This window comes from Pseudomonas sp. B21-028 (genome assembly GCF_024749045.1).
Lineage (GTDB): Bacteria > Pseudomonadota > Gammaproteobacteria > Pseudomonadales > Pseudomonadaceae > Aquipseudomonas.
Map to the genome: position 1 here is coordinate 3,076,395 of NZ_CP087184.1, position 25,108 is coordinate 3,101,502.

Annotated in this window: 19 protein-coding genes; 9 read left to right on the top strand and 10 right to left on the bottom strand. The window is 62.1% G+C overall.

Features of this window, described 5'->3' with window-relative positions; all coding sequences use genetic code 11:
- Positions 1–89: 89 nt before the first annotated feature.
- From gabP to LOY35_RS13445, 8 genes are all read left to right on the top strand, one after another.
- Positions 90–1,490 (top strand): GABA permease, encoded by a 1,401-nt coding sequence (gene gabP / locus LOY35_RS13410; RefSeq protein WP_258633185.1) that lies wholly within the window; start codon positions 90–92, stop codon positions 1,488–1,490.
- 419 nt (positions 1,491–1,909) lie between these two features.
- Positions 1,910–3,631: a type I secretion system permease/ATPase gene (locus LOY35_RS13415; protein ID WP_258633187.1), complete on the top strand. Its 1,722-nt coding sequence runs from the start codon at positions 1,910–1,912 to the stop codon at positions 3,629–3,631.
- Complete coding sequence (locus LOY35_RS13420) at positions 3,624–4,994, top strand: HlyD family type I secretion periplasmic adaptor subunit (protein WP_258633189.1); 1,371 nt, start codon at positions 3,624–3,626, stop codon at positions 4,992–4,994. Before LOY35_RS13415 ends, LOY35_RS13420 begins: the two co-directional genes overlap by 8 nt.
- Positions 4,995–4,996: 2 nt before the next feature.
- Positions 4,997–6,346, top strand: a complete 1,350-nt coding sequence (locus tag LOY35_RS13425) for a TolC family outer membrane protein (protein ID WP_258633191.1) — start codon at positions 4,997–4,999, stop codon at positions 6,344–6,346.
- Between the two features lie 351 nt (positions 6,347–6,697).
- Entirely contained in the window at positions 6,698–6,994 is a 297-nt protein-coding gene (locus LOY35_RS13430) for a DUF5629 family protein (protein ID WP_258633193.1), read from the top strand.
- Positions 6,981–8,156 carry a lactonase family protein gene (locus LOY35_RS13435; RefSeq protein ID WP_258633195.1) on the top strand — a complete coding sequence of 392 codons (1,176 nt, stop codon included), beginning with the start codon at positions 6,981–6,983 and terminating at the stop codon, positions 8,154–8,156. Before LOY35_RS13430 ends, LOY35_RS13435 begins: the two co-directional genes overlap by 14 nt.
- A gap of 156 nt (positions 8,157–8,312) precedes the next feature.
- Positions 8,313–8,492 (top strand): hypothetical protein, encoded by a 180-nt coding sequence (locus LOY35_RS13440; RefSeq protein WP_047703279.1) that lies wholly within the window; start codon positions 8,313–8,315, stop codon positions 8,490–8,492.
- 183 nt (positions 8,493–8,675) lie between these two features.
- Positions 8,676–8,801, top strand: coding sequence for a hypothetical protein (locus LOY35_RS13445; protein ID WP_256662564.1), 126 nt, complete (start codon positions 8,676–8,678; stop codon positions 8,799–8,801).
- 137 nt (positions 8,802–8,938) lie between these two features.
- Here the strand turns inward: LOY35_RS13445 and LOY35_RS13450 are convergent, their stop codons facing one another.
- The 8 genes from LOY35_RS13450 to LOY35_RS13485 form a co-directional block, all read right to left on the bottom strand.
- Positions 8,939–12,580 carry an AAA family ATPase gene (locus tag LOY35_RS13450; RefSeq protein WP_258633199.1) on the bottom strand — a complete coding sequence of 1,214 codons (3,642 nt, stop codon included), beginning with the start codon at positions 12,578–12,580 and terminating at the stop codon, positions 8,939–8,941.
- Positions 12,577–13,821, bottom strand: coding sequence for an exonuclease SbcCD subunit D C-terminal domain-containing protein (locus tag LOY35_RS13455; RefSeq protein ID WP_258633202.1), 1,245 nt, complete (start codon positions 13,819–13,821; stop codon positions 12,577–12,579). Before LOY35_RS13455 ends, LOY35_RS13450 begins: the two co-directional genes overlap by 4 nt.
- A 225-nt stretch (positions 13,822–14,046) precedes the next feature.
- Complete coding sequence (locus tag LOY35_RS13460) at positions 14,047–15,684, bottom strand: BatD family protein (RefSeq protein WP_258633204.1); 1,638 nt, start codon at positions 15,682–15,684, stop codon at positions 14,047–14,049.
- The gene (locus LOY35_RS13465) at positions 15,681–17,414 is read right to left on the bottom strand and encodes a tetratricopeptide repeat protein (protein ID WP_258633206.1); all 1,734 of its coding nucleotides are present in this window, start codon (positions 17,412–17,414) and stop codon (positions 15,681–15,683) included. The genes LOY35_RS13460 and LOY35_RS13465 overlap by 4 nt, the downstream gene beginning before the upstream one ends.
- Complete coding sequence (locus LOY35_RS13470) at positions 17,411–18,490, bottom strand: VWA domain-containing protein (protein ID WP_258633209.1); 1,080 nt, start codon at positions 18,488–18,490, stop codon at positions 17,411–17,413. The genes LOY35_RS13465 and LOY35_RS13470 overlap by 4 nt, the downstream gene beginning before the upstream one ends.
- Positions 18,483–18,977, bottom strand: coding sequence for a DUF4381 domain-containing protein (locus LOY35_RS13475; protein ID WP_258633211.1), 495 nt, complete (start codon positions 18,975–18,977; stop codon positions 18,483–18,485). Before LOY35_RS13475 ends, LOY35_RS13470 begins: the two co-directional genes overlap by 8 nt.
- Entirely contained in the window at positions 18,974–19,918 is a 945-nt protein-coding gene (locus LOY35_RS13480) for a DUF58 domain-containing protein (protein ID WP_258633212.1), read from the bottom strand. The genes LOY35_RS13475 and LOY35_RS13480 overlap by 4 nt, the downstream gene beginning before the upstream one ends.
- A gap of 9 nt (positions 19,919–19,927) precedes the next feature.
- Positions 19,928–20,887 carry a MoxR family ATPase gene (locus tag LOY35_RS13485; protein ID WP_024779683.1) on the bottom strand — a complete coding sequence of 320 codons (960 nt, stop codon included), beginning with the start codon at positions 20,885–20,887 and terminating at the stop codon, positions 19,928–19,930.
- A 402-nt stretch (positions 20,888–21,289) separates the two neighbouring features.
- On the opposite strand from LOY35_RS13485, the gene LOY35_RS13490 reads away from it, so the two are divergent.
- On the top strand, positions 21,290–21,568 hold the full coding sequence (locus LOY35_RS13490; RefSeq protein WP_258633214.1) for a DUF6124 family protein: 279 nt from the start codon (positions 21,290–21,292) through the stop codon (positions 21,566–21,568).
- A gap of 128 nt (positions 21,569–21,696) precedes the next feature.
- On the opposite strand, the gene LOY35_RS13495 is transcribed toward LOY35_RS13490, so the two are convergent.
- Positions 21,697–23,403: an ATP-binding cassette domain-containing protein gene (locus tag LOY35_RS13495; RefSeq protein WP_258633215.1), complete on the bottom strand. Its 1,707-nt coding sequence runs from the start codon at positions 23,401–23,403 to the stop codon at positions 21,697–21,699.
- Positions 23,404–23,437: 34 nt separating this feature from the next.
- Entirely contained in the window at positions 23,438–24,607 is a 1,170-nt protein-coding gene (locus LOY35_RS13500; protein WP_258633217.1) for a YcaO-like family protein, read from the bottom strand.
- Between the last annotated feature and the right edge of the window lie 501 nt (positions 24,608–25,108).

Genomic DNA, 25,108 nt, shown 5'->3' on the forward strand with positions numbered 1-25,108 from the left:
AGCAAGTGAGACAGGTAACGTGGCGCACCGTTTCTTCGTAGCGTCTGTTCCTCGGTACGTTCAATGTCGATTAAAAAGAGAACAAGAAAATGACCAGCCCCAGTTTCAAGGATTCGAACGGCCATCTGGCACAGGGCTTCAAGCCTCGTCACGTCACCATGCTGTCCATTGCCGGGATCATCGGCGCAGGCTTGTTCGTGGGCTCAGGGCATGCCATTGCGGCAGCGGGCCCGGCGGTGTTGCTGGCCTATCTGTTCTCCGGCCTGTTGGTGGTACTGGTCATGCGCATGCTCGGTGAGATGGCGGTGGCCCGCCCGGACACCGGTTCGTTCTCAACCTATGCCGACCAGGCCATCGGACGCTGGGCCGGCTTCACCATCGGTTGGCTGTACTGGTGGTTCTGGGTCCTGGTGATTCCCATCGAGGCGCTGGCCGCCGGGCATGTGTTGAACCAGTGGTTTCCGTCTGTTGATGCCTGGCTGTTTGCGTCGATATCGATCGTCGCCCTGGCAGTGACGAACCTGTTCAGCGTCTCCAAGTACGGCGAGTTCGAGTTCTGGTTCGCGATGGCCAAGGTCGTGGCGATCATCGGTTTCATTTCCCTGGGGTTCGCCGTCCTGATGGGCTGGATTCCCGAGCGGGAAGCCAGCGGCCTGAGCCGTCTGATGGAAGAACATGGCGGCTTCGCGCCCAACGGTCTGTCGGCAGTGGTCGGGGCCTTCATCACCATCATGTTCAGCTTCATCGGGACAGAGGCGGTGACGATTGCGGCGGCCGAATCCGATAACCCCGCGCAGAACATTGCCAAGGCGACGCGTTCGGTGATCTGGCGCATTGGTGTGTTCTATCTGCTGTCGATCTTCGTGGTCATCTCCGTGGTGCCGTGGAACGATCCGCAGTTGGCTTCGGTGGGCTCCTACCAGCGGGCGCTGGAACTGATGAACATTCCCCATGCCAAGTTCCTGGTGGATGCCGTGGTACTGATCGCGGTGGCCAGCTGCATGAACTCCTCGATCTACATCGCCTCGCGCATGCTGTACTCGCTGGGGCGGCGCGGCGATGCGCCAAAGGCCCTGAAGGTGACGTCGGGGGAAGGCGTTCCGCGGACAGCGGTGATTGCCAGTACCGTGTTGGGGGCGGGTATCACGCTGTTCAGCTACTTCATGCCCGCCGGCCTGTTCCAGTTCCTGCTCGCCAGTTCCGGCGCCATCGCGCTGCTGGTGTACCTGGCGATTGCCATTTCCCAACTGCGCATGCGTCGGCTGCTGCGTCAGCAGAACGTCGAGCTGACCTTCCGCATGTGGCTGTTTCCCTGGCTGACCTGGCTGGTCATCGTGTTCATCTGCGCGGCGCTGGCGGTGATGATGGTGACGCCGGAGCACCGTAGCGAAGTCAGCTCGACCCTCGGCCTGGCGCTGATCATTTCCTTTATCGGGCTGATCACGTCGCGGCAGCAGCCGCAGGTGGAGAGGGCGGCGTCCCTGGGGTAAGGGGAACCTGCACACAGTTCTTGTGGCAAGGGGATTTATCTGTGGCGAGGGGATTTATCCCCGCCGGGCTGCGAAGCAGCCCTAATACAGTGCATTCAATTCGCCTGAGATTCCGAGTTATCTGGTTTTGGGGCTGCTTCGCAGCCCAGCGGGGATAAATCCCCTCGCCACAAGAAGCGTTCCATTCCCAATCTGTTTCACCCCTGAAACACCCTCCTGAAACCAGGCCCTCCGCCTGTCACCCTGCCTGTAAACCCTCTCCGCCGATCTGGCACTAACCCGTTCGAGCGTTGTCAGTAATGGGCGCCTCCTGTTGGCGTCACGTCAGCTGTATCGATGGGCTTCTCGAACGCCTTCGGGCAAAAAACTCGCGATGGATTGCGTCCTGGACCGACAATTTTTTTGCGGGTTGCCATTCTATGGGGCTGCTTCTCGATCCTCGTCATGACATCGATGCCGCGTTACTGAGCTATCGCCGGGTGTTCTGGTCCCTGGCGCTGTTCAGCGGCGTCATCAATCTACTGGTGCTGGTGCCGTCGCTCTACATGATGCAGGTGTACGACCGGGTCCTGACCAGTCGCAATGAAACCACCTTGTTCATGCTGACCCTGATCGCCCTGGGTCTGTTCATGTTCAGTGCCTTGATCGAGTGGGTGCGCGGCGAGGTGATGATTCGCATGAGCGCGGGGCTGGACGACGCCCTGGGCGAACGGGTTTTCGATGCGGCTTTTGCCCGCAGCCTGCGCGAACACAACGCCAACCCGGCGCAGGTGCTCAGCGACTTGGCGACGCTACGGCAATTGATTACCGGCCAGGGGCTGATCGCCTTGCTCGATGCGCCGTGGCTGCCGATCTTCCTGTTGGTAGCCTTCATTTTTCATCATTGGTTCGGGGTGTTGACCCTGGTGCTCGCCCTGGTGCTGATCGGACTGGCGCTGTGGGGCGAACTGGCGACCCGCACGCGCCTGGGCGAAGCCAACCGCCTGGGCGTGCAGTCGGCCGCCTACGTCAACAGCACGCTGCACAACGCCGAAGTCATCCAGGCGCTGGGCATGCTCGGGCCGTTGCGTCAGCGCTGGAGTCTTTTGCAACAACGCATCATCGCCGCCCAGGCCCATGCCAGTGACCGCGGCGCCCGTATCACCTCGATGACCCGTTTCGTGCGCATCTCCGGCCAATCCCTGTCGCTGGGGCTGGGGGCGTTGCTGGTGCTTGAGGGGCAGCTGTCGGCAGGCATGATGATCGCCATGTCGCTCCTGCTGGGGCGGGCCCTGGCACCCGTGGAAATCGCCATCGGTTCGTGGAAGCAATTCAATGCCGGGCGCCAGAGCTATCAACGCCTGAGCCTGCTCCTTGCCCAGCATCCTCGTGATCGCCTGCGCATGCCTTTGCCGCCGCCCACCGGTGCGGTGCGCCTGGAGCAGCTGTACGTCGGCCCACCCGGCGCCGCGCAGCCGATTCTGCGAGGGATCAATTTCCATCTCGAAAAGGGTGAGGTACTCGCCGTGGTGGGCCCCAGCGCCAGTGGCAAGTCAACCCTCGCCAGGGCGCTGGTCGGCGTATGGCCGCCCCTCGGCGGTTCGGTGCGTCTGGACAATGCCGAAATCAGCCAGTGGTCCCACGACGCCCTGGGGCCTCACCTGGGGTATCTGCCCCAGGACATCGAATTGTTCGACGGCAGTGTTGCCGACAACATCGCCCGTTTCGGCGAGCAGGATGCCGACAAGATCATCGCCGCCAGCCGTCACGCCGGCATCCACGAAATGATCCTGAGGTTTCCCAAGGGTTATGACACGCCGCTGGGGCCCGGAGGGCTCGGCTTGTCCGGCGGGCAGAAGCAACGCCTCGGCCTGGCCCGTGCGCTCTATGGGCTCCCGGCGCTGATCGTGCTCGACGAGCCGAACTCCAACCTCGATGAAGCCGGCGAGCTGGCTCTGGTGCAAGCCATCGCCGTGCTCAAGGCGGCGGGCAGCACGGTGGTGCTGATCACCCACCGGCCAAGCGTGCTGGCGATGGTCGATCACATCCTTGTGCTCAAGGACGGAACCCAACAGGCATTCGGTCCCCGCGACCGGGTACTCAAGGCGCTGATGCCGGGGCCGCGCCCGGCTGCGGTGAGGGAGGCTGGCGAAGATGCCTGATCTGACTCCAAGTCCACACGTGTATAGCGAGCAGGGGAGGAACCTGCGCAATGTCAGCCCGTTGCCCGGCGCCAGTACCGATGCCGGTGGCGCGGCGCGTTATGGCGTGGGTTTCCTGGTGCTGGCGTTGGGCGGCGCGTTGCTCTGGGCCTGCCTGGCACCGCTGGACCAGGGCGTCGTCGGCAGCGGCACCGTGGTGGTGGCGGGCGAGCGCAAGGCGGTGCAATCGCTGGTGGGGGGCGTGGTGGAAAAGCTGCTGGTCAGCGATGGCGATCGCGTCAGCCAGGGGCAGTTGCTGGTGCAGCTCAATACCGTGCAGGCCCAAGCGCAGTTGGACGTGACGCTGGGCAAGTTGCTCAATGATCGCAGCATCGAGGCACGCCTGATTGCCGAGCGTCTGGGCAGCGCCGAGATCCAATGGCCGGAGGACCTGCTGGCCCGTGCCGACGAGCCACGGGTCAAGGCGGCCATGGCGTTGCAGAGCCAATTGTTCCTGAGCCGCCGCGCCGAGCTGGGCAGCCGCTTGCAGATCATCGAGCACGAAGTGGCGGCGCTGGAGCAGCAGTTGCTCGGCTACGAAGGGGTCAAGCGCAACTACGACGCGCAGATGCGTTTCCAGCGCCAGGAACTGGAGGGCCTGCGGGACCTGGCGCGGGAAGGCTATGTCCCGCGCAACAAGCTCTTCGAGGCCGAGCGCAACGCCGCCCAATTGGCCGGTCAGATTGCTTCCGGGATCGGTGATGTCGGCAGGACCCGCCAGTCGATCAACGAAAGTCGGCTCAAGGCTTTGCAGGCGCAACAGGAGTTCCGCCGCGATGCCGAAACCCAGCTCAGTGAAGTGTCCGCCGAGGCGGCGGGTTACGCCGATCAGATCCGCGCCTTGCAGTTCGAGGTCGACAACGGTGCAATCCGCGCGCCGGCGGCCGGGCAGGTCATGGACTTGAACATTCACACGGTCGGTGGCGTCGTCCAGGCCAGCCAGACCCTGATGCAAGTGGTCCCCCTGGATGCGCCGATGGCGATTACGGCGCGGTTCGAGCCGTTGATGGCCAACAAGCTGCGGCCGGGGCTGCCGGTGCATGTGCATTTCACGGCGCTGCAGCGGGTGGACACGCCGACAGTCACGGGCACGGTCAGCACGGTGTCGGCGGATCAGTTGATCAACGAGCAGACGCACCAGCCGTACTTCTCCGCCAAGGTCGAGATTCCCGCCAACACCGTCGCCTCGCTGCAGGCCGCCGGCCTGTGGGTACGTCCTGGCATGTTGGCCGATGTCACGGTGGTGACCGGCGAACGGACCCTGATGAATTACCTGATGAAACCTTTGCGCGAACGCTTGCTTGCTGCCTTCAAGGAGGAATGAGCATGACTGACCGGCGCCTTTATCGCTCCCGTGTGTTGTTGAGCCTGTATACCAGTTGGGTGGCGATCAGCCCCGCGTGGGCCGCCGAGGGTGGCCTTAGCCTGACCGCCGCGTACGATGCCTCTCGCCTCAACGATCCGACCCTGCAATCGGCCACCCATGCCTTCGATGCTTCGCGCAACGAAGAGGCCATCGGCCGCGGTGGCCTGTATCCGCAGGTATCCCTGACATCGCGCTACGGTTACGGCGGCCGTACCGACGGCGGCGACGACAGAAGCTACGTGAACAGCAACGACTACCAGGCGAACAGCGTCACCCTGGCGGCGCAGCAACCGCTTTATGACAAGGGCCGCTGGGCGGCTTATCAAGAAGGCAAGGCTCGCGGCCAACTGGGCAGCCAGCTGTTCGATGTCGCCGGCCAGACCTTGTACGACCGGGTGGCCAAAGGGTATTTCGATGTGGCCCGGGCGGAGAATGAAATCAAGTTGATCGCCCAGCAGAAGGCGGCGATCAGCGGATTGGTTATCCAGAGCAAAAAGCTTTACCAGGGCGGCCAGGGTGCGATCACCGACATCGATGAGGCCCAGGCGCGGCTCGATCTGGTCGAGGCCCAGGAGGCCGAGGCCCAGGCCCGTCGGGTGGCGGCCTTGCGGGCCTTGTCCGGCCGGGCCAGCGTGCCCATCGACGACATCCAGCCGATGCGCGAGGAGTTGCCTCTCGGCAGCCCGATTCCGCCGGAGCAGGACCTGCGCTACTGGACGGCTATCGCCCGTGACGCGAGTCCCGAATTGGCGGCCCGCCTGGCGGCGGTGAAGGTGGCCGAGGCCCAGGCCGACAGTCAGCGTGCCGGGCACTACCCGAGCCTGTCACTGACCACGCAGTTGACCCGCCGGGAAACCCGTCAGTATCAGGAACTCGATCCGCGCCAGGACACCTATTACGTGGGAGTGCAACTGGATATCCCGCTGTATCGCGGCGGCTCGGTGCGTGCTTCGGTGGCCAAGGCCGAAGCGCAACTGGCCGGTGCCCAGTCCGACTATGACGTGCAGCGCCAGCAGTTGGCCGAGAATATCGAGACCGATTACCTGGGCGTGGTGGCCGGGTTTGCCAAGAGCAAGGCCATGCAGCGCGCGGTGGAATCCAACCAGCGTGCGCTGACTTCAACGGAGAAAGGCTTCCAGGGCGGCGTGCGCTCCACCGTGGACATCCTCGATGCCCAGCAGCGGGTGTTCCAGGCCCGTCGGGACCTGCTCAATACCAAGCTCGACATGCTGCAAAGCTACGTCAGCCTGCACACCCACACCGGCCAGATGAACCGCGCAGTGCTGGAGCAGGTGCAGCGGTTGTTTTGAGGTTCCGGGTGGGGGAGGTTCGTCGAGGGTGCCCGGGCTGCCGTCATCGCGAGCAGGCTCGCTCCCACAGGGATCTATGGTGTACGCGGAACCTGTGGGAGCGGGCTTGCTCGCGAAGGCGGTGGGTCAGCTTGCAATGATGTTGGCTGTGCTGCCGCCATCGCGGGCAAGTCCGGCTCCCACAGGGGATTGGCGGTGGGCATGAGTCCCGCGGCCACCCCGAAACCTTGTGGGAGCGAGCCTGCTCGCGATGACGATCTGCCGGCCAGCACCGCTTTAGGACTTGATAGCCCAAGGCCAACCCGGGCATTGAGCTATCATGCTCACTTTCCCAGCGACCGACCGATTCCCATGACTGCCGTAACCGACACCCTGCTGCACGCTCTCGAAACCTGCGACATGCTGATCATCGACGGGCTGCACGCCTTCGATTTCTCCCTCGACGAACAGGATCAGTTGCACGTCGAGTGCATGAACGGCCGCACCCTCGCGCACTGGCGTTTCACACCTGCGCAAATGCAGGCCGCGACGTTCGACCCGGCTTCGAAACACTGGATCGTCTCCAGCGACTCGGGCGACCACCACCTGGAATGTGTGGAAGCAATCAGCGGCCACGACGATGAGGAGGACGAACATGAAGATGCGTAGTCTCTGGCCATTGTTGATGGCCGGCAGCGTGGGCGCCATGGGCATGCACGCTAACGCCGATGAGCGCTATCAATTGCTGGTGGGCTCCTACACGGCGGGCCAGAGCCAGGGCGTCTACCGGCTGCAGTTCGATAGTCGCACCGGCCAGCTCGATGCCAAGCCGTTGCAGGTGATCAAGACGGACAACCCTTCGTGGCTGACCCTGTCCCCGGACATGAGCCGCCTGTTCGTGGTCAACGAAAACGGGCCGGGACAGAAGGATCCGGTGGGCAAGGTCAGCAGTTATGCCATCGACCCGACGACCCACGCACTGAGCTTGATCAACCAGGTGCAGACCGTGGGCAATGAGCCGACCCATTCCAGCCTCAGCGGCGATGGCCGGCATCTGCTGGTCAGCAACTATTCGGTGGTGGAGGACCCGGGCGGTACGCTGGCGGTATTGCCCGTGGGGGCCGATGGCAAGCTGGCGCCCGTCGTGCAGTTGAGCAGTCACCAGCCAAGCCGGGTCAACCCCGAGCGGCAGATGTCGGCCCATGTGCATTCGGCCGTATCGTCGCCCGATGGCAAATACGTGTTCGCCAACGACTTGGGGGCGGATAAGGTGTTCGTCTATCGCTACGACCCCAAGGCCAATCCCGAGCTGCCGCTGACTGCCGCCAACCCGGCATTCGTCCAACTGCCGCCCGGCAGCGGACCGCGTCACCTGCTGTTCAGCGCCGACGGCAAGCACGCCTGGCTGACCCTGGAAATGACCGCGCAAGTGGCGGTGTTCGATTACCAGAACGGTCGCCTGGTCCAGCGCCAACTGGTTGATCTGGCGGCCGGCAAGCCCCAGCCGGCGAGGGCGGCTGCGGCCTTGCATGCCTCGAAGGATGGCAGGTTCCTGTATGTCAGCAACCGCGGCACCAGCAACGAAGTGCTGGTCTTCGCCATCGACCCGGTGGCTGGCACGCTGAAAGAACTGCAACGCCGCTCCGTCGAGGGTGACCATCCGCGGGAGTTCAGCCTCGACCCGAGCGGGAAATTCCTGTTGGTTGCCAACCAGAAGAGCAACCAGATCGTGGTGTTCGAACGCGATCCAAAGACCGGTCTGCTGGGTAAATCGGTGCAGAAATTGCCGATGGATGCGCCGAGCGATGTGAAGTTCATCCAGCCTCAATAAGTCGCAGGCCCCGTTTTTCGAGGCCTGCGCGGTTATATCAACGGGACTGATATTCGCTAGCATTGCAAAGCATTTCTAGACGAGACGCCTCGGCGCGTAAGTTTGCTCCACGGCCCAACCGGGCAAGACAGCCAACTGAATCCGAGGAATACCGCCATGAACCTGAACCTCTTCTCCATCATCGCCGCTTCCGCCATCTCTGCCACCGTGGCGCTGCCGGCCAGTGCCAGCATCGAGATCAGCGACAAGAAGAATCGTACCCAGAGCTACACCGAGAAATACCTGCAACAGAGCGCCAACTTCTACGCCGCACTGGATCACAAGACCCAGCACTGAGCGCGTCGTAACGACTGAAGCCTGCGATCTTTTCGTCTCCGTACCGAGAGAAAAGATCGCAGGCTTCGTCATTTTCACCAATCGCTTCAGTCTGTTCTGAAAAATCCGCTGTAATATCACATAGCCATGTGTTTAAATTTGACGCTGAAAAATTGACTCCTTTCTCCCATAAGGATCGACACCATGGCGATGCGTCTGGCAATGATGCTGCTGTTTCTTTATTCCGCCCCGATTGTCTCGGCTGCCCAACCCGTGCCGGGCGAGCCGGAAGCGGCTCGCGAGCGATTACTGAGCTTGCTGCAAGACTGATCGGGCCAGTCAAGCCACAATCCCTGTGGGAGCGAGCCTGCTCGCGATAGCGGCGGTACAGTCAACATTGATGCAAGCTGACCCACCGCCATCGCGAGCAGGCTCGCTCCCACAAGGTCCACAGGTGTTCAGCAGTCCTACTTGACCTCCACCGTACTCAACCCATTCCCCTGGCGATGCACCTGGATCTGCACCGGGATCCGTTCGTGCATTTCCTGCACATGGGAAATCACCGCGACCTTGCGACCCTGGGCCTGTAAGCCGTCGAGGGTGTCCATCGCCAGTTGCAGGGATTCGGGGTCGAGGCTGCCGAAACCTTCGTCGATGAACAGCGACTCGATCCTCAGCGTACTGGACGCCATCGAGGCCAGGCCCAGCGCCAGGGCAAGGGAAACCAGGAAGGTTTCGCCACCTGACAATGAATGCACCGAACGCAGTTCATCACCCATTTCCGTATCAAGCACCAAGAGCCCGAGCATGCTGCCGCCGCGCTTGAGCCGGTAGCGGCGCGCCAATTGCCGCAACTGGACGTTGGCGTGGTGCACCAGCAAATCAAGGTTGTAGGCCTGGGCCAGTTTACGGAAACGGTCACCGGTGGCCGAGCCGATCAGCGCATCCAACCGGGCCCAACGCTGATACTCGGCATAGGCCTGCTCGATTTGCAGGACCAGCGCCTGGTTGGCGCTTTGCCGGCGTTGGTCTTCAGCCTGTTCGGCGCGCAGTTCGGCGCAACGTTGTTCGCTGGCGGAAAATTGCAGTTGCAGTTGGGTGAGCGCGTCGGCCAGCTGTTCGGGCGACAGGTTGCCGTTGTGCTGGGCCTGATGATTCTGCAGGCGCTGTTCCCGCTCGATCAGCAGTACACGGGCCTGTTCGATGGCTTTCTCACTGCTGAGCAAGCGCTGGCGCAACTGACCGACCTGTTGCTCATCGAGGGCGAGCAGGGCTTCGAGGGCCGCGTCGTCCAGTTCAGGATGGGACGCGCGCCATTGAGCGATGCCGGCGGCCAGTGCCTGATGTTCAGCGTCCAGGGACTGCGCCTGCTCCTGTCGGGCTTTGAGTTCGGCGGCCAGTTGTACCAGGTTGTTGCGTAATTCATGCAGCTGTTGATTGGCTGCTGTCTCGATCGAGCGTGCCTGTTCCAGGACCTGGTCGAGTTGTTGCTGCCATTGTTCGGCGCTGCTGTGTTCTCCGAGTAATTGCGTGAGTGCCTGCTGGCAGGCCTGCTGCTGTTCGGTCAGACCCTTGAGTTGCTGTTGCGCCGATTCCAGTTGCTGGACGCGGGTCTGTTGGCGGTCCTGTTCCTTTTCCAGGGTCTGTTGGCGCTGGAGCTGTTCGCTGAGTTCTTCGCGCTGCTGTTCCAGCTGTTCCAGGCGTTGGGCAATCTGCTGGTCGAGCTGCATGAAGGTCGCGGCGGGCTCGGTGCGCAGGGCTTGCAAGGTGTCTGCCGGCAACAGGGGGCTGAAGTGGCTCAGTTCATCGTCCAGGCGCTGGCGATCCCGGTCCAGTTCCTGCTGCTGATTGGTCAGGTGCAGTGAGGCCTGTTGGCTCGCCGTTTCCGCATTGCGCAAGTGCTGGGACAGGCGGGCGGCATCCTGTTGCAGGGTCAGCAGGGCGGCTTGCCGTTGTTCGTCCTGGGTGATGCGCTGGTGCAGTTGGGAGTTCTGCTGGGCCAGCCAGGTATCGCGCCTGACGGTGTCCTGAGCCAGCAGTTGCGCGGCCAGCGGATGGGCTTCAAGGGTGGGGGCCAGATCCTGTTGCCGGGCCGCCAGTTGTTCCTGCTGCTGCTTCAACTCCTTGAGCTGGGCCATGACCCCGCTGTACTGCGCACGCAGGTCGATGACTTTTTCATTGAGCTGGTCGACGGTTTTGCGTGCGTTGGCCTCTTCGTTTTCGTCGTGGCGCCCGAGGCTTTGCAGCAGCGCTTCAGGCTGATGATAAGGATGCTCGACGCTGCCGCACACCGGGCATGGCTGCTCGTCCTGTAACTGCGCGCGCAACTGCTCGACGCTTTCGCTGCGGGCCAGTCGTTGGCGCGCCAGCAGTTCGCGGGTCACGCTCAAGGTCTGTTCGGCAACCGCCAGCTCGGCCTTCGCTTCGCCGCCTTCGCGCACCAGCCGGTCGCGTTCCTGCAACACCTGTTGCTGGCGTTGTTCAAGCTCGGCGCCGCGCTTGTCCAGCTCTTGCTGGCTGGCCCACAACCGCGTGAGGTCCTCGAAGGCCCGTTGTTGCTTGCGGTTATCTTGCAGCAGGTTGCCGAGCAACTGGATCTGCTCGGCGACTGCTTCGGGCTCGGCGCCGGCTTCCTTGTAAAGCACTTCGAGTTCTTGTCGACGGGCCACCAGTTCCTCGGCGGCGCGGGTTGCGCTGGCTTCCAGCGCAACGAGTTCGGCCTGGCCCTTGTTCAGGCGATTGCCGATCAGCATCAACTGTTGGAGGCGATCACGGTAAGCCTTCCAGGCATCGCTCAACGGCGCGAGGTGAGTGCTTTGTTCAAGCTTGCTGGCGATGCGTTGCAGGCGCGCGGCCACTTGGTTCTGCTGTTCGAGCAAGGTCTCGATGGTACGCTGGCCATCCGTGCAGGCCAGTTGCGCCTGCGCCTGGCGTTCGGCGCTCTGGTTGGCCTCCGTGATCAGGCGGGCGAGGGTGTTCTGTTGTTCAAAGGCCTGGCGCAGCAACGGCGCATTGTCGGTACTTTGTTGACGGGCGGCGGCCAGCGCCTGTTGTGCTGCGGCCAGGCCTTTTTCCAGCTCCGCCTGCTGTTCATTCAGGTCGATCTGCTGCTGGCCGAGCTGTTGGACCTGTATCGCCAGCGGCGCCAGGAGCCGGGTCAGTTCCGCCTGGCGGATGAACTGATGGCGCTGGGGAGCCAGTTGCTCCAGACGGGTCAGCTTCAGGCGCTCATCCGCCAGGGCGTGCCAGTCGGCCTCGGCCTGTTGCAATTGTTCGGCGGCGCTGGCGTGTTCATCCTGCAACTGGCGCAGATCCTTGAGCCAGGTGTGTTGCAACTCCAACTGCTTGAGTTGCGCCTGTTGGGTCTTGAGCTGTTGCTGCGCTTCGTTGAAGCGCGCGTCCAGCTCGGCCCGGGCCTCGGGGGGCAGCGGCGTGACGCCGGTAGCCTGGTCCTGCAACTGCTTGTGGTTGTCCTTGGCCTGCTTGGCCTTGTCGAATGCGCGGCGACCGAGGCGGGTATACAGGGCGGTGTCGGTGAGCTTTTCCAGCAGTTCGCTGCGGTCGTTGTCATCGGCCTTGAGGAATGCGCTGAACTCGCTCTGGGCCAACAACACGGCGCGGGTGAACTGCTCGAAGTTCAGCCCCAGCGCCGCTTCGAGCTGGGCTTTGTACTCGCCTTTCTGACTCGCCAACAACTGGTCGTTGTCCAGGTCCCGCAGGCTCTGGCGACTGGCCTGCAACTTGCCGCCGGCCTTTTCCCGGGCGCGATTGGCTTCCCAACGGGCGCGATAACGGCGCCCGTCGATGCCACGGAAATCCACTTCCGCGTAGCCATCGCCGGTGCCACGGCGCAACAACGTGCGCGGGTCACCGGTGGTGATTTCGCCGTCGACGTCCGGCACCTTGGCATCGCGTCCGGTGTTGTTGAGGCGTGGCACGGCGCCGAACAACGCCAGGCACAGGGCATCGAGCAAGGTGCTTTTGCCGGCGCCGGTGGGGCCGGTGATGGCGAACAGGCCGGCGCTGGCCAGGGGCTCGGCGGTGAAGTCGATGTCGAAAGGGCCTGCCAGGGAGGCGAGGTTCTTGAGGCGGATCGCGAGGATCTTCATGGTTGCTCGCTCTCCATCTGGACGTCTTGCAGCAGCACGGCAAAATCCTTGAGGGTCTGCTCATCCACGTCGTTGCCATAGGTGTCCTGCCAGGCCCGGCTGAACAGCTCCTGTGGGCTCAGTTGATCCAGCTCGATCAAGGCAGTGTCGTCATCGGCCCCTGCTGCGCCGCCGTGACCGGCGTATTCGGCGGCGATCCGCACCAGCCGCACAGCCTTGCCTTGCAGGGCGGTTTCCACCTGGTTGCGCAGGTCCGGCTGGGGTTCGTCGAGGCGCACCCGTACTTCCAGCCAGGGTTGCCGCTGGACGTCGGCCAGCAGGTCGATGTCTGGCAGGTCCTTGAGTTGCCCGAGGATCTCGGCCAGCGGCGCCGGGCCCAGGCGTTGCAGGTTGACGGCCCGGGGAATCAGTCGTGGCTCGACCTTGACCAGGGTGTCGCCGTCCAGGGTGACGTCGAGGATCTGATGCTGGTAACCGATTTCTGAGAACGACAGGGGAATCGGCGAGCCGCTGTAGCGGATGCGTTCTTCGCCGTTGACCTTCTGCGGTTTGTGCAAGTGGCCAAGGGCGACGTAGCTGATGCTTGGGCCGAAGAGGCTGGCGGGCAGGGCTTCGGCGTTGCCGATGATCAGGCTGCGCTCCGAGTCCTCGGACACGGAACCGCCGGCCATGTGCGCATGGCTGATGGCGATCAATGTCTGGCCCTTCTTGCGCTTGCCGTTGGCGGCGGCAATCAGCCATTCGTGGACCTGGCCGATGCCTCGCAGATAGTCATCGCCCAGTTGCGCGCCGGTCACTTCGGCAGGGCGCAGGAATGGCAGGGCCAGGCACCACGCCCTGATCTTGCCCTTGGCATCGGGCAAGGGCAGCAGCAGGCGTTCGACGTCCAGTTGTCCGTCGTCCAGCCACAACACTCGGCCGAGGGCGTGAGTACGCAGCCGTCGCATCAGTGGCGCGGGCAGCTCGATCCGCGAGCCGGAGTCGTGGTTGCCGGCAATCATCACGATGGTCAGGTTGGGGTGCTGTTCATGGGCGCTGACGATGAAATCGTACAGCCGCTCCTGGGCTTTGACCGGTGGGTTGACCGTGTCGAAGATATCGCCGGCGATCAGCAGCACATCGGGTTTTTCATTGGCCAACTGACGCAGCAGCCACTCGAGGAAACACGCGTGTTCGAAATCGCGCTCCTGGCCGTGCAGGTTTTGCCCCAGGTGCCAGTCGGAGGTGTGGAACAGACGCAAGGCGAACTCCAGAAAACAGGTGATGGCCGCGGGTGAAGAGGGCGGCTGGAAAGAAGCAGAGTTTACTGGGAAGAACCGACCCTGTGGCGAGGGGATTTATCCCCGTTGGGCTGCGAAGCAGCCCTAAACCTGACACCTCGATGTGCCAGACAGATTGAGTTGACTGTTTTTGGGGCCGCTTCGCAGCCCAGCGGGGATGAATCCCCTCGCCACAAGGGCCGGTGATTATTTCGGATAGAGCGGTGGCAAACCACTGTCACCCAGCGGATCCTGGGAGCGCTCTGCGGCGGGAATGGCACGAATGGCGCGCCACAGGTCTTCGCCCTGCCAGTGCTGGCCGGTTTCGCTGTAGAGCGCGCCGTTGAGCCCATCCAGGGCGTCGGACAGCGGCACGAAGCGCGCCGCCATGTCGGCCAGGGTTTCCGGCTGCTGGCGGGCCCAGGCGTCGAGTGCCTGGCGGGTGGCGTGGGGGTCGTTGGCCAGGCAGGTACGCTTGAGGTCGTCCAGCAAGGTGCGTGGGCTCGGTCCGGCCTGGGCCGCGCGCAGGATTGCCGGCTGCGAGCGGGCGCGCCACCACAGGCCGAAGCCGAGCAGCGTCGTGCAGGCCAGGAGGAACGAGCTCAGTTGCCAGTACCACAAGGCTTCGTTGTCGACGGTGGTCACGATCTGCGGCGTGCCCGCTGGTGTATCCACCATCAGGCTCGGGTTGTTTGCCACTTGCAGGGTTCGCGCCGGGAGGCTGGTGCGGTCCAGGTGATTTTCCAGGGTGTTCCACCAGACCACTTCAACGGGCGGCAGCTCGATGGTGCCGCTGCGGTTCGGCACCAGTGCCTCGCGGTCTTCACGGCTGCCCACCAGCCCGCGTTCGCTGCTGCGGCTGCTCAGCACCGGCTGGTCGGGATAGCGCCGCAGGCCGTTGATTTCAGTGGCAGGCAAGGGGGGCAGCTGGGCGCTGGCCAGGCCTTCGGCTTCAAGGGTCAGGCTGCGGGTCAGGGAATCGCCGACCTGGCTGTGGGTCGGTTCCGGGCTCCAGCTTTCGCTCAAGGAAAGGCTGCGTGCCGGCAGCCAGGGCACATCGGCCGGATAGCTGGCCGGCTTGGGGTCGACGGTCAGCAACAATGGCGTCGAGCTGACGCGCATCAACTGACCGGGCTTCGGCCCCGACGGAGCGGCGTCCTGGGCCACTGGCTCGACCAGAGTGGCGCTGAACGTCTGGGCCGGGATCGCCAGTTCGCCACTGCGTTGCGGATAGATGCCGTAGCGCAGTTCGATCACGCCGTGGCGCACGTCATTGATGACTTTTTCATAGGTGCGGGATTCGCCCAGCTGTTCGGTGCGCGCATCGGGAATGTGCAGGGGCGTCAGGCTGCTGTCGTCGTACAGCGACACCGAATGGTAGATGCGCAGGGTCAGGATCGCCTGGGCCTGTACATACACATGGCTCTGGTCGAGGCTGGCCTCGATGAATATCGGGGCCAGGGCCCCGGCCGCGTTGCGGGTTTCGCTTTCGATCACTTGCAGGGTGATCGGCTGGCTGGCCACTTCGCCCAGATGCACGGCGGGGATGACCACGGTGCCGCTCTGGCGTGGCAGCAGGGTCACGATCCAGCGGGTGGTGGCGCGGTTTTCGCCGTCCAGGGTGGTCAACTGGTTGACCTGGCGAGTGCCGCGCACATCGAACAGTGACTGCAGCGGGCTCAGGTCAGGCTTGCCGAACAGCGTGGCGTCGTTGGATTCCAGGGTCAGTTCCACCGTCTCCCCGGAATTCAGGCGGCTGCGATCCACGCTGGCCGTCAGCTGCGCGGCCTGGGCGGCGCCGATCCAGAGCAGCAAGGCAAGGAACTGGGCGGTGAAGCGGATCATTGGGTTTTTCCCTGGGCCTGATGGCTTTGCTGTTCATACCAGAATTTTCGCCTGAGCAGCTCCCCTGGATTGTCGGGGATCTGGCGCAGCCATTGCTCCAGCGCCTGGTGCTGCTCTTCTTCGTTGCGCTGGCCGGCGGCGGGGCGCAGCGGTGGGGTGGTGGTCTGTTCGTCGGGCAACTCGCTGCCCGGTACGTCCTGGGCGGCCGTCGCGGGCTTGTGGGGCGCCTGAGTTTCATCTGGCGCCGTGGTGGCCTCGGCAGGGGCCGATTCGGTCTGCGAAGACGCCGGCGGCGTACCGGCGTTCGGCGATTGCTCGGCGGGACCCGGTTCCTCGCTTTCGGCAGGCTTGGGTTCATCCGGCGGTGGTACCTGCTCCTTCAACAGGCTTTCCACCAAGGCCTTGTTGGTTTGCGCCGGGCGCAGGTCCGGTTGCAACTCCAGGGCCTGTTCATAGGCATCCAGCGCGGCTTCCAGTTCGCCGCTCTTGGCCAACGCGTTGCCCCGATTGTAATGCGCGCGGGCGTCGTTGCCTTCGGCAAAGCGTCGGGCGGCCTCGCCATAGGCGCCGGCTTCGTACAAGGCGACCCCTTGCCATTGGCTGTCCTCGAAGTGCTCGGCGGCCTCGGCCGGGCGTTTCTGCTTGAGCAGATGCAAGCCTTGCTGGTCGGGGCGCAACCACAGGTCCTCGAATTCAAAGGCATAACCAGTCTGTGGCAAGGCGAACAGCAACGGCAGGCAGAACAACCAGCCTCGACGCCCAGCGCAGGCGGCCAGCAGCAACAGCGGCAGCAGCAACCAATAGCCCTGGTCGGCCCAGGTGTCCAGGCGCAAGGTCTGACCATCGCTGCGCAGATGGCGCGGGCCGGCCAGCAGGCCCAGACCTTTCAGGTCACTGTCGTCCAGACGTGCCGGGCGATAACGGCCGTCCAGCTCATTGGCGAAGGATTTGAGGCTCGGGCTGTCCAGGCGCGGCAGCAGGATCGCTCCCTGGTCATCCTTGAGGTAGCTGCCGTCGTTCTGGGCCACCGGCGCGCCTTCCCGGGTACCGATGCCCAGCATCAACAAGCGCGTGGCTGAGCCTTCAAGCACCAGGTGAATACCTTGGCGTTCCTGCTCGTTCAACGACGAGCCGATCCACAGGATCCGACCATGACCCAGCCCGCCCTGGTCCAGCAGAGCCATGGCCTTGTTGATCGCCAGGTCGGCGCGATGGCCGCTTTGCGGCATGATCGACGGTGCCAGGGCTTCGAGCAGGTTGGTGCTGGTGGACAGGTCGTCGGACAGCGGCACCAGGGTATGGGCACTGCCGGCGTAGACAATGATCCCGGTCTGCGCATCGCTGCGGTTATGCAGCAGGTCCAGCAGTTTGCGCCGAGCCTGCTCCAGGCGTGTGGGTGGAACGTCGGTGGCGAGCATCTCCGGCGTCAGTTCGAGCACCACCACCAGTGGGTCGGCGGGCTTCTGGCTGGCCTGTTCGACCCGCGCCCAGCTTGGCCCCAGCAATGCCAGCACTATCAGCAACCAGCCCAGGCCCAGGGCGATCCAGGGCAGCCGGCTTTCCCGACCGCTGCCGCCACTGAGCAGCACGGCATGGAACGCCGGGGGCAGGATCATCTGCCAGCGGCCCACGCGTCTCTGCCGATGCCACAGCTGCCAGAGCAACCAGCCCAGCAGGGGCAGCAGCAACACGAATGCGGGGCGCAGCCAGTGCGGCCAGAGAGCGGTCATCGACGCCTCCGCAAACGCAGGCGCTTGAGGCGCTGGCGCCATTCAGTGGGGCGGGCCGGTTGGAACAGCGGTTGGCTGAACAGCCGTTGCAACGGATTGTCCGGCCAACGTTCCCTGGCCACCAGCAACACGCTCAACAGTAACGCAACGCTCAGCGGCCATTGGTAGAGCGCACGGGCGGGCCGGGCCTGGGTCGGTTGCTGGGTAACCGGTTCGAGCTGGTCGAGGGTGGTCTTGATCGCCAGCAGTTGTTCGCCGTCCTGGGCGCGAAAGTAGCGGCCGCCCGTGGCCTGGGCGATGTCCTTGAGTGTCGGCTCGTCAAGGTCCAGGCTCGGATTGACCCCGAGAAAACCCGCAGTGCCACTTTGCTCCGGATCGGCGCCGATGCCGATGGGATAAATCTTCACGCCTTCGTCGGCAGCCAGCCGGGCGGCGGTCAGCGGGTCGATCTCACCACCGTTATTGGCGCCGTCGGTGACCAGGATCAGCACGCGGCTGTGGGCCGGGCGCTGACGCAGGCGCTTGAGGGCCAGGCCGATGGCGTCGCCGATGGCGGTGTTCTTGCCGGCGATGCCGATGCGTGCTTCGTCCAGCCAGCGCCGCACCGTGCGCCGGTCGAACGTCAGCGGTGCCTGCAGATAGGCCTGGCTGCCGAACAGGATCAGGCCGACCCGGTCGCCTTCGCGGCTTTCGAGAAAATCCCCGAGCATGTGCTGGACCAGCGCCAGGCGGCTGACTTCTTCGTCCTTCCACTGCATGTCGGGAAAGTCCATGGAGCCCGAGACATCCACCGCCACCAGCAGGTCACGGCCACTGGCGGCAATCGGCAACGGCTCACCCAGCCATTGCGGGCGGGCGGCGGCAATCAGCAACAGCAGCCAGAGCAGGATGAAGGGCGCCTGCTGCCGCCAGCTCGGCAAGTGGGTCCGGGCCCGACGTCCAACGAGGCCTTCCAGGTCCTCCAGGAAGCTGACCTTGAGCATCGATTCGCCGCTGTCGGCCGCCGGCAGCACCAGGCGCATCAGCCAGGGCAGCGGCAACAGGGCAAAGATCCACGGCCAGGCGAACTCAAACATGCTTGCGAATCCAGATTTCAATCGCTTGGGTCAGGCCGGCGATGGCCTTGTCATCCAGCTTGCATTCGGGCTTGTAGGCACCTTCGACCAGCACCATCCAGCGGGTCAGGCCGGCCGCCGGGCAGCGGTTATCGAGGAAGGCCAGCCATTTTCGCCCGTTGAGGGTGTGGCTCTGGCTGTAGGGATAATGATTGCGGCACAGGCGCTTGAGCAGCCCGTTGAGCTGCTGCAGCCAGGCACCGGCTGGCGCGCCATCATAAGGTTTGGGCAGCAGCGCCAGTTCGGCCAGGGCGGCCAGGCGCACCGGGTCCAGAGGTTGCTCGGCGCGGGCCGTGGTGCGCTTGACGGGAAGGAACCGGCGCAGGTGCCACAAGCCCAGGCCCAGCAGCGGCAACAGCACCAGCAGCAGCCACCAGCCGGGCGCGGGGGGCCAGAAACCGATGGGAGGAGGCGCTATCAGCGGCAGCAACTGATCGAGGCTGCTCATCGGTTTTTCCCCGCTCGGCCGGGGTTCAGGTAGTCGCGCAGTTGTTCGACCATGTCGCCCTGGGTGCTGAGGGGCAACATCAGGATTCGCAGCTTCTGCGCCAGCCATTCCCAGCGCGCCTGGCGGGCGTCGGCCTGGGCCCGATAGGCCTGGCGCAATTCGACGTTCAATGTGTCGAGCTCCAGTTGCGCGCCGCGCTGGGAAAAACGCAGCAACCCGGCAGCGGGGAGGGCGTGGTCCAGCGGGTCCGACAGCGGCAGCAGCAGCAGGTCGCAATGCCGGGACAGCAGGCTCAGTTGCTGCTCGGCGCTGTCGGACAGCGCACGCTCGTCGCAAATGACGATGACCAGGCTGCCGGGGCGCAGCACCTCGCGGGCCCGGCGCAGGGCAACGCCGAACGAATCGCGGTCCGGTTCGCTTTCGGTGTGCAGCGACTGGTTGACCCGCACCAGGCGATTGAGCAGTTGCAGCAGGCTCTGCTTGCTGCGCCGTGGCTTGACCTCGTAATGGGTGTTGTTGCCGAACACCAGCCCGCCCACCCGGTCGTTATGCCCCAGAGCGGCCCAGCCGATGAGGCTGGCGGCCTGGGCGGCAAGCACCGACTTGAACACCAGCCCCGAGCCGAAGAACAGGCGATGGCTCTGCTCGATCATGATGAAAATCGGCCGTTCCCGTTCTTCATGGAACAGTTTGGTGTGGGGTTCCTGGGTCCGGGCGGTGACGCGCCAGTCGATGGTGCGCACATCGTCGCCGGCCTGGTAGACCCGCACCTGGTCGAAGTCCACCCCGCGCCCGCGCAACTTGGAGTGATGCAGGCCGATCAACGGGCTGCGCTGGCCCGGCGTGGAGAACAATTGCACTTCGCGCACGCGATGGCGCATCTCGATCAGCTCCGAAAGGCTGACGCGGATGCCCGGTGTGGGCGCCAGTGGATTATTCATGACTCATGCTCAAGCGACAGCGACGACGTCGAGAATCCGCTGCACGACCCGGTCCTGATCGATGCCCGCGGCTTCCGCTTCGAACGACAGGATGATGCGATGGCGCAGCACGTCGAACAGCACGGCCTGGATATCTTCCGGGCTGACGAAGTCCCGTCCGGCGAGCCAGGCGTGGGCGCGGGCGCAGCGGTCCAGGGCAATCGAACCCCGCGGGCTGGCGCCGTAGGCGATCCACTCGGCCAGCTCCGGGTCGAACTTGGCCGGGGTGCGGGTCGCCATGACCAGTTGAACCAGGTACTCCTCCACGGCGTCGGCCATGTACAGGCCGAGGATTTCCTTGCGGGCGGAGAAGATCGCCTGCTGGCTCACCCGCCGCTCCGGCGTGGTCTCGCCGTGCAGCGCTTCGCCCCGGGCTTGTTGCAGGATGCGGCGTTCCACCGCAGCATCCGGGAAGCCGATCTTGACGTGCATCAGGAACCGGTCGAGCTGGGCTTCGGGCAGCGGATAGGTGCCTTCCTGCTCGATCGGGTTCTGCGTGGCCATGACCAGGAACAGCGGCGACAGCTCATAGGTGCTACGCCCGACGCTGACCTGCCGCTCGGCCATCGCCTCCAGCAGGGCCGACTGGACCTTGGCCGGGGCGCGGTTGATCTCGTCCGCCAGCACCAGGTTGTGGAAGATCGGCCCCTGCTGGAACACGAAGCTGCCGGTTTCCGGACGGTAGATCTCCGTGCCGGTGATGTCGGCGGGCAGCAGGTCGGGAGTGAACTGGATGCGATGGAACTGCGCCTCGACGCCTTCAGCCAACTCCTTGATGGCCTTGGTCTTGGCCAGGCCCGGCGCGCCCTCCACCAACATGTGGCCGTCGGCGAGCAGGGCGATGAGCAGGCGCTCGATGAGTTTTTCCTGCCCGAGGATCTGCGTTGAAAGAAAGGTTCGCAGCGCAAGCAGCGCTTCACGATGTTCCATCGGTGACGGTTCCTGGAAAGGGTGGCCCAGGACATTCGGATAACGCCCGGGCTGGGGGCGTTACTTTAATGCATGGCGGGGGGTGGCGACTAACGGGATTTTGATCGGGTGTTCACAATTGTGATCGGTTGGGGAACATTGTGGGGGAGGGTTTGATCCCGCTTGAGCTGCAAAGCACGCACAAAACGGGGGGGTGTTTATCCGGACGTAGGAGCGCTCTGGAACAGGCTACGTTGTCTTGCGCCATTACCTACAACTGCGCCAGAATCTGCCGGCTTGTGCGCTTGGAAGGCAGGTTCTATCGTTTCCGGGTCGCTGATGAATCAGCGATCGGGTTTGGTAGCCCGGCTTTTGACTTGTCGCACAGCCCCCTGTAACAGAGGCCTTTTCGGTATCTGTTTTATGGCGGTCATGCACAGGGCGTCTTCGGACGCGCCGGTTCTCCAAGTCACCGATCTACCAACCCGCGTATGGCCGCCACTCATCGTCAACCAGAACATCGACACCGAAAGCCCGCTCGCCAATTTCAGCGAAATCCTGGCTTCAGCCAACGTCATGGTCAACGACCTGGCCTTCGACCTGGAGGGTTCACGCCGGCATTTCCTCCTGGGCATCCAACAGCTGATCGAACTGGGTACCCTGTTGGCAAACCGCGCACTCGACAACGTCGAGACGCGTTAGTCGCTATAGCCCATGTGGCGAGGGAGCAAGCTCCCTCGCCACATGGGCCAGTGACAGCCTCAGTTATTGGGCACACCGCAAGTCCTGTGGGAGCGAGCCTGCTCGCGATAGAGACGGAAAAAGCGATACTAGTGCCGGATCTCATCCAGCAACAATTTAACCGCCGGCCTGCTGACCAACTCCCGCCACGGGCCTTCATCCACGATCGTGCCGCCGTCCATCACAATGACCCGATCAAAGCGATGCAAATGGTCGACATCATGGGTCACGCAGATGAGTCCGCGATCGGCAAACACCTCGAACAGCAAATCCCACAGCGGCCCGGTCAACCTGGGTTCGATGGATGCACTAGGTTCGTCGAACAGGTTGAATTTCCCAGGTTTGTTGATCAGGCGCAGCAGTGACAAGCGTTTGGCCTCGCCGCCGGAAATATTCGCTGCGTTTTCGCTGATGTGCCGGTCCATGACGTCCTCAAGTTGCAGTCGCCGTATGGCTTGAGACAGCAGCGGTGATGCGTCGCTGCCGAACAGGACCGAACTCTCAAAAAAGCCTTCGAGAAACCGTGGTTGTTGAGGGCAGTACCTCAAGGCAGTCAGGTGTGATTGGCGCGTCAACAGCGAAACCGATACCGAATCAATATTCAGGTGGCCTCGCGTCAACGCATTGAGCCCGGCGAGCACTTCTAGAAAGGTGGATTTACCTGCGCCGCTTGGTCCCGTAATGGCCACCGATTGGCCCTGGGTAAAGTTCAGGGGGTGTTTGATTGACAGATGAGGTTTGCCATTTTCTGTCACAGCACAGGGCGCGAGTGCCAATATTGAGTTGCCTGGAAAGTCCATGACTGTCCGCCGCTCGCAATGATCGAAATCCGCTAGCGATAGCAAATGCTGGAACTGCCGCTGATCAGCAAGGAACTGGTCAAGCACCCGATAGCCCTCGGTCAAGGTGGCAATACTGAGTAGATAAGTCCCTGCAATCGAGAAGATGGCAACCAGTTGTCCGACACTGATGCTGGGTTGGCCCGACAGTTGATCCACGACTCCCCAACACAGCAACCCGCCGGTGGACAGGCTGACGAACAGAATTTTGGCGGCACTCAGGAGACCGCCTGAAGAAGCCGTGGTTACTGCAGCCGTAGCGTATCGCTCGAAAGCCTGGTTCAACGGCAGCATCGCCGTAGACTCGGCACATTCCAGTTTGATGGCTTTACCGGCACTGAGGGTGCTGTATAAGCGGGCACTGAGTTCATCTTCCTGCTCGTTGACCGCATCAATGTGTTTCCTGCGCCAGCGAATAATTTTGTGGGTAACCAGCAGATAAACGACTCCAAGCCCGGTCATGCTCAGGAACACTGCGCTACCCCCCATATAAAGGAAAGCACCGCCAACCACTACAAATTCCAGGCACACCGGCAGCGCCACGGTGATCAGAAACGTCAGCAGTTGTTCGTGAGCGGTGATTCCTCGTTCAACCGACTTGATTAAGTGGCCCATTCGCCACGCGTTGAACAGGACAAATTCCTTGCGTATCAGGCTCCTGATCCAATCAATGGAGGCCGTCATGACAATGTGCTGGACCAGTTTGCACAGCACATGTATTTGCAACGGACTGATGATGGCGTGCATGCAACCGGCGACAATCAGCCCCACCGTCAGCATCTGCAGTGTGCCGGACGCTACGGATTTATCGCCGTGCAGTGTATCGATGATTGTTCCAAGGATAAGTGGCGGAGCGAGCACGATCAGTTTGAGCGCCAGGATCGTGATGAGGGTGGCGATCAGAAGTGCTGTATGTTTCTGGTAGGCGCTTTTAATTATTGTTTGTATGGTACTCATGAACCCACTCCCAATCGCTGAAAATTCTGAATATTTAGCGGAGTAATATGTACTGAGGTGTGACCGGGCGCCCGTTTCGAATTATATTGAAGCGTTCAAGTCCTGGGATGTAGGTTTGGGTAACTATGCTGTTGCTTGAAAAACTGGCGATCGTTCGATGGAAGAGTTTCTTTCCGGTGTTTGATAGCGTTTTTTGTAAGGTTTTTAATTGGGATTCGACGGTTTCATTATGTTCGTCTGAGGGGGCGTCAATTATAGGGAAGGGCGTGCTTCTGAGTGGTGCGAAGTCGATCAGTTTTTTAAGGCTCTCTGAGCTTGACAGTAAGTCAAAGGTCTTTCTGTCTGCAAGATCTTCAGATGCGCCATACAATTCTTCAGATTGGAATTGTTCGGTCACAGCTCTCTGGATAGCAATATGGATATCCAACGAGCAACCCGAGCCAATAGGGGATAGATGGTAATGCCCAGGTCCTGCTTTGGGAAACGCCACTGCGAAGTAGACAGATAGTACATCTTTGATAATGATGATCTGTAGCCTGCCTGCGGATGCCAAAGCGAAAGGATGGTTCAGTAACGCCGCTTCAAGTAAATCTTCAGATGGACTGTACAAGTTAATTGTCGGGCCTAGCCCGCAGACACCCATAAAGAAGAGGGACAGGATATGTCTTTCGATAACTTCTTGAGCTCCATGCAACAACGCCTCGTTTTTCGTGCAGCCAAAAGCGATTCCTGAGTTGGAAGAATAGCGAGACAGGAACTGCAATGCGAGGCTGTCGTCTGCTCTGTTTTGTGCGGTTCCGGGACAAAGAAGGGCACATGGAGCAAATAATTCGTCATTATTTCCAAACGATGTAAGTCTGTAGCAGTCAATTAGCTCGTCGTTGTACGGAAGGTTAATAAAAAAGCCATCCTTTGCGACTGTTGCTTGAGTGGAGATGTTGTCTGAGCGAAGCAGTGTGGATGCGTCGGTATAGGGCTGAAAGGTGCAGAAGTGCTCAATGCTTTCTGCCAGCGCACCAATTAGTGAGTCCAGCCCTTTGCCTGCACCTGTTCCCACAAGGTTATTGCTGTTGTCGAAAAGCTCGGCGGTCGCTACCAGTTTGGATGGTGTTGCGTAATGCGTCGCTGCTCTGAATCCAAGAGTATGGATGGTTGACATGATCTGGAACAGTGCTTCATTAGGGGGTAGTTCGCGTTCAGACATAGTGTTCTCCAATTGTCTGGATGCCGAAAGGAAGCCCTTTCGGCATCTTTTTCTAACTTAATCGGTCACTGACTTAATCGGTCAGCGAGGCGAAGAAGTTGGCTTCAGTTGGCAGTAGACCTTTGGAGAAGCCCAATGCTTGCGGCAGACCATCGAAGGTATTTATTTCAGAGCGTTTGCTACCCATATCAATTACTCCTGCATAGTTGGTCAGCGTCGCGAAGCGATCGCCTAACTTGCGTGTTTGCGCAAGTGACTAATTAATAACAGTGGAGTCTTTGATGGACTATTGTGCGACTTCCGACGATGTCGTAGGTCTGTTCTTGGCGTTTAGTAGGAGGCGTGCGTAGGAATTCGAGGAAATGTTGAAAATTGCTGTTTTGCCTTGCCGTTTCATCAACTTGAGGGGTTTACTTTTTTTGAGGCGGGGTGATTCGTAAATAATTTTCAGGCTATGAGTGCGCTGAGAGATGGCTATTCAGGGAAATGTGGCTGTTTTGG